This is a genomic window from Cupriavidus sp. 01L46 (genome assembly GCF_056399905.1).
This window is the reverse complement of sequence record NZ_JBFTSF010000275.1, coordinates 1-8,433: the sequence shown is the minus strand read 5'-3', so window position 1 is coordinate 8,433 and position 8,433 is coordinate 1. Positions and strand designations below refer to the sequence as shown.

The window sequence follows — 8,433 nt, the reverse complement described above, 5'->3', positions numbered from 1 at the left end:
GTCGAGATACGAAGGCAGGTGCGTGGTGAGGAAGACCAGCTGCATGCCGCACACGAAATACGCGGCGCCCATCACCAGGAACGCCTTGTTCCGCAGGGCCGTGCCAAGCGCCTCGCGCGCATTCTGCTGCACCGCGCCGGGCAAAGTGGGCAGCGGCAGGCGATCCACCTTGCCCGCGTACCACGCGGCCGGCAGCATCACCAGCGCAAGCAGGATAAAGGCCGCCAGCCCCACGCGCCAGCCGAACGACTGCGCCACCACCTGCCCGATCGGCGCCGCCACCAGCGCCCCGAGCGAGCCGGCGCCGGACACAATGCCAAGCACGGCGCTGCGCAACGCCGCCGGCACCGGCCGCGCGGCCACCGCCATGGCAATGGCGCTGCCCGTGCAAGCCATCGATGCGCCGATCGCCACGCCCGCGCCGAGCGTCACGCCTGCGATGCCGTGCGCCGTGGCCAGCAGCGCCAGCCCCAGCACATAGAGCAGTGAGCCGCTCATCATCAACGGCCGGAACCCCACCCGCGTGGCCCAGGCGCCGGCCATGGGCTGGAGCAGTCCCCAGGCCAGGTTCTGCACCGCGATCGCAATCGTGAAATCCGACACCGAGATGCCGATGTCCCTGGTCAGCGGGGGCATGAAGATACCAAGGCTCTGGCGCAGGCCCATGGCCAGGCTCAGCATGACGGAAGCGCCGACGAGGATCGGCAGGACGGGGCGGAGGTCGGACAGGCGAGGGGGCACGGTGGAACGGTCTCTGTCTTTGTATTGTTGTTATTGTTTTCTTCTTTGTCGTGACCTGATCGGCACACTCCGGGCAGCCGTGAAGCCACGTAGCCGTGAAGTGATATGGATATGCGGGCCGATCGGATAACCCGGCCGAGGGTAAGTCCGAGCGCAAGCGCTGTCAATCTGGATATGGCAAAGGCTGGGTTCGGCTGGCGGGCAAGGTCAGGGCTTGCGCGCCGTCTCCCACAGCCCCTCCATCATGACCGGGTAGGCCACTGGCCTGAAGGCAGAGAACTGGATATCCCGCACGTGGGTGAAGCTCGACCACAGCAGCCGGGTCCCTTTGAGCCAGCCTGACCCCTTTACCCTGGCTTGGATCAACTGAAGCTCTGCGGCCGTTGCCGGGCGCAGCGGCCCGACGGTGCCATAGAGGCGTACTCCTGGCGGCTGGTGAAAGCGGCCGCGCAGCAGCGAACGAAACCAGAAGCCTTTGCCAGAGTCGACGGCCATCAGGCAAACCTGGTCGTTGTGCGCAAGGTTGGCGGCCAGCGTGCTGGTGTAGCGGTCGAAGAAGAAGGCCGTCTGGTCCGCGCGCGCGAACACGGTGCCGATGGGCGTGACCGTGGGCATGCCGTCGGCGCCGACGGTGGCAAGGGCGCAGTAAAGGGAGGATCGCTGTCCGCGCTCGATCAGCGCGCGGATGGTGGGCCAGGCATCGACAAGGGAAGGCGTTTGCATAGAGGTCCGTTGCGTTTGTCGGGTGCGCCCGGATGCGCGCAGCGATGCTATCCGCCACGCGTTCTCGGCCATTGTGCCATGGGCCATATGGTTGGCCTCTTGGGGACAACCGTCATGAAATCAAAGCAGGTATGCTTTGCCGATGGCCAACTTTCCTGCATCCCMATGTCGAAAGTCCGCAAAGCCGCCATCCCGCCCGGTTCGCTCTGCATCCTGGCGCTTGCCCTGTCCGGCTGCATCTCCCACTACCGGGTCGAGACCGGCACGCCCGCCGCCCGCATCCGGCTGGTGACCAATACGGACGACAACACGACCTTCAGCGTGGTGGACGCCACCAGGTGCCCGAAGCCGCCCAGGCCGCTCCTGCTGGGCGGCACGGGCAAGCAGTTGCCCGCGATGGGCGCGGAGCGCGACCTGGCCATGGTGGGGATATCGCCGGAGCCGCCCGGCCGCACGCGCGAGCGGTGGCTGGTAGCTGGCCAGCGCATCTACCTCACGGCAGCGGCGGTTGCCGCTGGCGAGCAGCCCTATCGGTGCGCGGTGGGGGTTTCCTTTGTGCCGCTGCCGGGCTGGCAGTACGAGTTGCGCTACCAGCGCAACGCAGCGGCGAAGAGCTGCACCGGGCAGGTGCTTCGGCTGGCCGGTAAGGACGGCCGCGAGATCGAGCCTGAGCCGGATCCCACGCAGCTGGTCTTTCGCGGGTTCGAGGCCGATGCCGTCTGTGCGGCGCGGGGTCCTTAGGGCTTTGCGGCGGGCATGATGCCCACATAGGGCGCATCGGTCAGCGTGCGCAGGAACGCCACGAGATCGTCGATTTCCGCTTCGGTCATGGCTGGCGTGGTGCCCGCGCGCCGGTTCATCGGCGTCGAGTTGATATTGATATTGCCCCGATACGCCGCCGGCACGTCATCGAAGGTCTTGCCGCCGCGATACCACTTGCCCGGGTCGGTCGAGCGCGTGTTGTAGAAGGCCACGGCATCGCGCAGCGAGGTGAACACGCCGTTGTGCATGAAGCTCTGGCGCACCGCGACATTGCGCAGGCCGGGCGCGCGGATATACCCGCACCATTGCTCCGGCTCGGGCCAGCGCAGGCGGCGGGCGGTGTCGCACAGGCCATTGTCGAAGCGCTTGGGGTCGCGGTTGGCGGCTAGTGCCCGGTTGCGGGGCACGGCAATCGCGTCATAGCCAAAATCCGTGAACAGCGAGCGCTCCGGCCGGCTGGCGGTGTCCGAGAGCGTGTGGCAGGTCATGCAGTTGCCCTTGTCCKGGTTCTTGAACAAGGCCAGCCCGCGGGCTGGCGCCGGCGCCAGCGGCGTGCGGTGGCGCAGGTAGTCGTCAAAGCGGGAGCTGAACGGCGCCATCTCATCGCTCTGCAGGTAGGCCTCCAGCGCCTTGCCGAGCGCCAGCAGCATTTGCTCGGGATCGGTCTGCACGGCGGGGCCGAAGCGCGCCGCCAGCGCGGGCGCCAGCTCTGTCCCCTTGACCTTGCGCAGCAGGCTGGCCGGCGTGCCGTTGTTCATCTCGTTGGGATCGAGCAAGGGGCCGCGCGCCTGTTCGGCAAGCGTATCGGCGCGGCCATCGGCGAACAGGCCGCCGAAGGGCGAGGCGTAAGGCGCGTCGTCGTCCTGGTAGAAGTGCCGGCGCGGGATGTAGCGCACGTACAGCAGCGAGGGCGCGTTGCGCAGGCTGAAGCGGCCGGGCCGGCTGCCCTGGGGCACGTGCGGGCCTGCCAGCGACGCGGGCGATAGTGTCGGCGCGAAGGCGCGCGCGGGGTCGTGGCAGCCGGCGCAGGACGTGCCGCGTGGCTCGGACAGGCGCGCATCGAAGAAGATGCGCTTGCCCAGCGCGGCCAGCGCCGGATCGGGACGGAACACGGCGGCGGTGGGGTCGACCTTGGCGGCGACCTTGGGCGTGCCCTTGCCGATGGTGTCCACCACGCTGGCGGGCGGGGCGCCGGGCATCAGCACCACACCCGGCGCGGGCGCGGCAAGCGCCGCGCCGCCGGTGCCAGCCGCTAGGCAGATGGCGGCGACGGCGGCGCTGGCGGCGCGCATGGCCCCGGTCACGGCGCCAGGAAGCCGGTCTTGTCGCAAGCCAGCGTATTGGAGGTTTGCACGCAGGTCGCCATCAGCTTGCCGGCCACGCTGTATGCCTTGAAGGTCCAGCCGGAGGCGGGCGACGCGTTGCGCTCCATCATCACGAAGCCAAAGCTTGCGCTGTGCGTGATCTTGTCGATCACGGTGCCAGGCGCGGGAATCGTGCCGGGCGGCAGCGGATCGGGCAGCGCTACGTCCAGGTTGTCGCCGCCGTTGCCGGACACGATGGTGGCCGGGTGGCTGGAGGCAAAGTTGATGGCCTGGAAGTCATGCACGTGGCCGTGCAGCGCCACTTGTACGCCGGGCGGGTAGTAGGCCTGGGCGTTGGCGTTGCTCATGACCGACTGCAGGGCGAGGTTGCCCGGCGCCGGGTTGCTGCCCGCCACCGGCGCAAAGGCCAGGATCGGATGGTGGTTGGTGAATATGGTTGTGGTCATGCCTGGCTTGGCTGCCAGCCAGCCCACCGTCTGGAACTGCTTCTGGTAGGCGATGAACTGCGGGTCAGTGGTCGGCAGGGCGGCCTTGCCGGCCTTGGCCGAGTCGAACACGATGACCTGCGAGCCGGTACCCAGCGCAACGGCATAGGGATCCGAGTAGTTCGCGTTGCTGTCGTTGGCGGGGTCGTTGCAGGAGCGCGCATCCGAGTACGGGCGCGGATCGAGGAAGCGGAACCAGCCCTGGCCGGCACGCGCGCATTCCTCATGGTTGCCGCGCACGACCACCCACGGYGCCTTGGCCATCAGTGCCGCGGCGGGCTTGAAGAGATCGGCCTGCCACGTATCCCAGCCATAGCCCCACGGCGTGCCCTGGCAGCCGGCGATGTCGGGCGGGCAGAGGTTTTCGCGGTAGTGGTAGTCGCCGATATGCAGCACCAGGTCCGGGTTCATGCCGGCGGCGGTGGTGGCCAGCGCGGCAAACGGCCAGGCGGTGCCGTCGCTGCAAGGCTGGTAGGCGTTATCCGCCTTCTTCAGGCGGCAGCCGGTGTCGGCCAGCACCAGCACGCGTTGCGGCTGGGCCTTGGGCAGCGGCAGCGTCTGGCCTGCCACGCTGGCGGCGGCGGCGCCGGCCGGCAGCGTGGCCTCGCATACGGAGACCGGGAAATCCGACGGTTTGGAGTCAGCCGCGGCGCTGGCCGTGGTGCGCTGCGCCATCGTGCCGGCGCCGACCCGCAGCGCCATGCGTTGCTGCACGCCGTCCACCGTCAGCAGCGGGCAAAGGGCGTTCGAGGGCAACGCGCTGCCTGCGGCGGCGGTTGGCGCCGCATAGTTGGTGATGACGCGAGCGATGGCCTGGTTGCTGTCGCCGATCTCGACCCACGCGGCCTGGATGTTGGCGCTGGCGCTGGCTGCATCGCCGGACAGCGTGACCGGCGCGGCGGCGGCTGGCGCCGCGTCCGTGCTGTCGCTGCCGCAGCCGTGCAGCACGGCGGCCGCAGCCAGCATGGCGAGGATGGCGCAAGCGCCCACGCGCATGGCGGGACCGGCTTGCCGGTTGGTGCTGTGGTTATCCATTCTTATATCTCCCTGTTATCCCTGATTGCGAGGCKGAAATATACGGATGGGATGTTTCGGCGCGATGAATGTTATGTGTCAGCCTGTCCGGCGTGGCGTGTTTTTTGCCTTGCGGGCAGGGCGTGGTGCGGCCCGGATGGCTTCGGTGGCGGCCAATTGCAGCTCGCGTGGCAGTGCGGTGATGGCTGAGATGAAGAAGCGGCGCTCCGCCGGGCGCAGCTTGCCGAGCAGCCCGGCCAGGCGCTCCACCGTGGCAAACGCGGCAGGCGTGGCGCCATGCTCGAAGGCGTGGAACCAGCTCGCTTCCAGCAGCAGGTTGGCGAGCGGCAGGGCGCCGTAATGCACGTGGCCGGTGTCGTGCTCGTCGAGCGCAAAGCTGGCCAGCGACGACCAGCTGATAAAGCCCTTGGCCCGGGCAAAGGGCGCGTGGAAGGGGCGCAGCGCGTCCACCGCTTCATCCAGCAGCAGCGGCTGTTGCGCGCGAAACGCCTTGAGCGCCCCGCCACCGTCCTGCGCGCAGTTGCCGCGCGCAATGCGCAGCAGGAAGATGATGTTCCACGCCGAGCCGCCGCCCACGCCAAAGCGGTCGCAGATCCATTCCGACAAGCCCAGCCAGCGCACGGCCTGGCGCTGCACCTGGCCCGCGGGCCACGCGCGCCGGGGATCGATCAGCGCGTGGTTCCAGAACAGCCACAGGCAAAGGCCAAGGTTGGCCGCCACGTGCTGCGCGGCATCCACCGAGTCCGCCTCATAGGCTGCCTGCAGGGCGCCGGAGAAGCCTGCCACGGCCGCTTCGGCCGCTTGCCGCGCCGCCTCTGGCTGCGTTGCCATGTCGCGGATCGCCACCGTCTTGTGGATCAGCGCCCCGAGGTTAAGGGTCTCGAAGCGCACGCGCGGGTTGTAGCGCACCACGGGCTGCAGCGCCGGGTCGGCGGCAAGGCCTTCCAGTTCTGCCTGCGCCGCCTCCATCTGGTTGCACGCATAGCGCTCCCAGGCCCGCACCACGCGCGCCATGGCGGCGAAGGTGGGTAAGGCCGTGTCCACGGTGCCGGTGCCCACGATGCGATCAAAGCGCTGGAGCGCCGCGCGGCTGCGCGCAAGGTCGTCGCCGCGGCGCCAGGCCAGGCTCTCCTTGAGCAGCGCGAAGGCGTGCTGGAAATCGTCGGTGGCGCAACGCTGCGCGGCGCGCAGGGCGTCCGCTACCCCATTGCTGGCACCACCACCCGCAACGCCGGCAACGCCCACGCCGTCCTGCATGCCGCGCATGGCTTGCGTGAGGTGGCTCCAGTAGCTGATGTCGCGCATCACATAGTCGACCGCGGGGTGGGCCTCGTCCCCCTGGCGGGCGGCGTGCTTCGCGGCGGCAGTGCCCAGCCCCACAAAGCGCGCCAATGCCGCATCGCCAGCGCTGCGGCCATCGACGGTGAAGCGCACGCGCTTGCCCGCCGCCGGTTCGATCCAGAACGGCCCGCGGCTGCGGCGCGCCGGATTGAGGCCCGCGATGCCCCGGCCCCGGTCCGGTCCCCAGCCCACCGGCACGCCCCAGCGTGCGAAGTCGGCAAAGGCGCGTGAGACCATCATGCGGATATTGGCGGCCTCGGGGAAGCGGGTTTGCAAATGCGCCGCCGGCAGGCTGCCCCCGCGGTCGCGCGCGGCCGCGCAGACGGCGGCGAGCAGCCACAGGCTCTGGTAGCGTGCGGGCTCGCCGTTGACGAGGTAGGGAGCGGATAGCTCGATGGCAAGGGCGGGCTGGCGCATGCGGGACTGTTGTGTGCGGGACGTTGAAACGGGACTTTGCGGCGGCACTTGCTAGCGGCACTCGCTAGCGGCACCTCCTAGCGGCACCTTCTAGCGGGACGTATGGGAATTGTGCCATCAGCGTGCGCGCTGAGGATGCCATGTTACGCAGGTTACAGCCAGCGGGCTTGGCGTCATGCCGCCGCGCTCCTATGCTCCGCTTCGTGCGCCGGCCTGGCCAGCCAAATCGATCGCGCTCATGGAAATCACGGAGATCATCTTGAAGCCAATCGCCATTTTTGCCGCGCTTTGCGCGGCGCTGTCTTTCTCAACCGCCCGTGCCGAGCTGACGTGCACGGTCCTGGCGGATGCCAGTAGCGGCAAGCTGCTTAAACAAGAGGGCACCTGCGACCAGCGCGTGACCGCGGCATCGACATTCAAGGTCMCGCTCAGCCTGATGGGCTTCGACGCGGGACTGCTGGCGGATGAGCACGCGCCAGCCATGCCGTATCGCGAGGCGTATCGCGAGAGCAACCCGGCCAAGCGCGTCACCACGGACCCGCAGAGCTGGATGAAGACCTCGGTCGTGTGGTACTCGCAGCAGTTGACGCAACAGCTTGGTCAGGCGCGCTTCGCGCGGTACATCCGTGCGTTCCAGTACGGCAACGGCGACGTCTCCGGCGACCCCGGCAAGCACAACGGGCTGACGCACTCGTGGCTTAGCTCGTCGCTGAAGATCTCGCCGCTGGAGCAGGTCGCTTTCCTGCAAAAGGTGGTCAATCGCAAATTGCCCGTGACYGCGCATGCCTATGACATGACAAGCCGGATCATGGCGCTCGGCGAGTTGCCAAACGGATGGGCCGTTTACGGCAAGACGGGCACCGGCGCCCCGCGCCTGGCCAATGGCGCCGAGGACTGGAGCCACGGCTATGGATGGTTTGTCGGCTGGGCGGCGAAGGACGGCCGGAACGTCGTCTTTGCGCGCATGATCCAGGATGAGAAGAAGGAGCCTGTCAGCGCAGGATTGCGCGCGCGCGATGCCTTCATGCAGGCGTTGCCGGGACTGTTGGGATCGCTCTGATGCAGCCGCTCAATCACAGGAAAGGACCGATGACACATTGCCCCGTTCGCCGCACACTGCTGCTCGCCGCCGCGACGGCCCCCTTCGCCGCCGCCTGTACGCCGTGGGCCGGCAGGACCGAAGGGCGCGCCGCGGCGCAAGACCGCCTGGCCGCGCTCGAATCCGCAGCAGGCGGGCGCCTTGGCATCGCCGCGCTGAACACCGCCAGCGGCGCGCGGCTCAGTCACCGCGCAAACGAACGCTTTGCGCTGTGCAGCACATTCAAGGTGATCGCCGCGTCCGCCGTCCTGCAGCGCAGCGCAACGCAGGACGGGCTGCTGCAACGGCGCATTGCCTACAAGAAGGACGAACTGGTTGCCTATTCGCCGATCACCGAGAAGCACGTTGGTGACGGCATGACGGTAGCCGAACTGTGCGCGGCCGCCCTTCAGTACAGCGACAACACGGCCGCCAACCTGCTGATGAAGCTGCTTGGCGGCCCCGCCGCCGTGACCGCGTTTGCCCGTGCGATCGGCGACGACCAGTTCCGGCTCGACCGCTGGGA

8 protein-coding genes are annotated in these 8,433 nt (G+C 68.5%); 3 read left to right on the top strand and 5 right to left on the bottom strand.

Going from position 1 to position 8,433, the window contains the following annotated elements:
* Both AC1DS3_RS31230 and AC1DS3_RS31225 read right to left on the bottom strand, forming a co-directional pair.
* Positions 1-681: MFS transporter (locus AC1DS3_RS31230; protein WP_477128654.1), on the bottom strand; the 681-nt coding region annotated here is incomplete at its 3' end.
* A 267-nt stretch (positions 682-948) separates the two neighbouring features.
* A complete protein-coding gene (locus AC1DS3_RS31225) occupies positions 949-1,464 on the bottom strand; it encodes a pyridoxamine 5'-phosphate oxidase family protein (protein WP_441639472.1) in 516 nt (171 codons plus the stop codon).
* Between the two features lie 165 nt (positions 1,465-1,629).
* Between AC1DS3_RS31225 and AC1DS3_RS31220 the strand changes: the two genes are divergently transcribed.
* Positions 1,630-2,205: a hypothetical protein gene (locus tag AC1DS3_RS31220; protein WP_441639471.1), complete on the top strand. Its 576-nt coding sequence runs from the start codon at positions 1,630-1,632 to the stop codon at positions 2,203-2,205.
* Here AC1DS3_RS31220 and AC1DS3_RS31215 read toward each other — a convergent pair.
* The 3 genes from AC1DS3_RS31215 to AC1DS3_RS31205 all read right to left on the bottom strand — a co-directional run bounded on the left by AC1DS3_RS31215 (position 2,202) and on the right by AC1DS3_RS31205 (position 6,829).
* Entirely contained in the window at positions 2,202-3,518 is a 1,317-nt protein-coding gene (locus tag AC1DS3_RS31215) for a cytochrome-c peroxidase (RefSeq protein WP_477128653.1), read from the bottom strand. The two genes, AC1DS3_RS31220 and AC1DS3_RS31215, sit on opposite strands and share 4 nt — an antisense overlap.
* A gap of 8 nt (positions 3,519-3,526) precedes the next feature.
* On the bottom strand, positions 3,527-5,032 hold the full coding sequence (locus AC1DS3_RS31210) for a metallophosphoesterase family protein (RefSeq protein WP_441639508.1): 1,506 nt from the start codon (positions 5,030-5,032) through the stop codon (positions 3,527-3,529).
* Between the two features lie 117 nt (positions 5,033-5,149).
* The gene (locus AC1DS3_RS31205) at positions 5,150-6,829 is read right to left on the bottom strand and encodes a hypothetical protein (protein WP_477109476.1); all 1,680 of its coding nucleotides are present in this window, start codon (positions 6,827-6,829) and stop codon (positions 5,150-5,152) included.
* 238 nt (positions 6,830-7,067) lie between these two features.
* Between AC1DS3_RS31205 and blaOXA the strand changes: the two genes are divergently transcribed.
* A complete protein-coding gene (gene blaOXA, locus AC1DS3_RS31200; RefSeq protein ID WP_477128652.1) occupies positions 7,068-7,889 on the top strand; it encodes a class D beta-lactamase in 822 nt (273 codons plus the stop codon).
* A gap of 29 nt (positions 7,890-7,918) precedes the next feature.
* Positions 7,919-8,433: serine hydrolase (locus AC1DS3_RS31195; protein ID WP_477128651.1), on the top strand; the 515-nt coding region annotated here is incomplete at its 3' end.

What these genes read in the sequence shown, in the direction of transcription:
- AC1DS3_RS31225 (WP_441639472.1), bottom strand. Translation starts at nt 1,464, where the DNA reads ATGCAAACGCCTTCCCTTGTCGATGCCTGGCCCACCATCCGCGCGCTG.
- AC1DS3_RS31220 (WP_441639471.1), top strand. Translation starts at nt 1,630, where the DNA reads ATGTCGAAAGTCCGCAAAGCCGCCATCCCGCCCGGTTCGCTCTGCATC.
- AC1DS3_RS31205 (WP_477109476.1), bottom strand. Translation starts at nt 6,829, where the DNA reads ATGCGCCAGCCCGCCCTTGCCATCGAGCTATCCGCTCCCTACCTCGTC.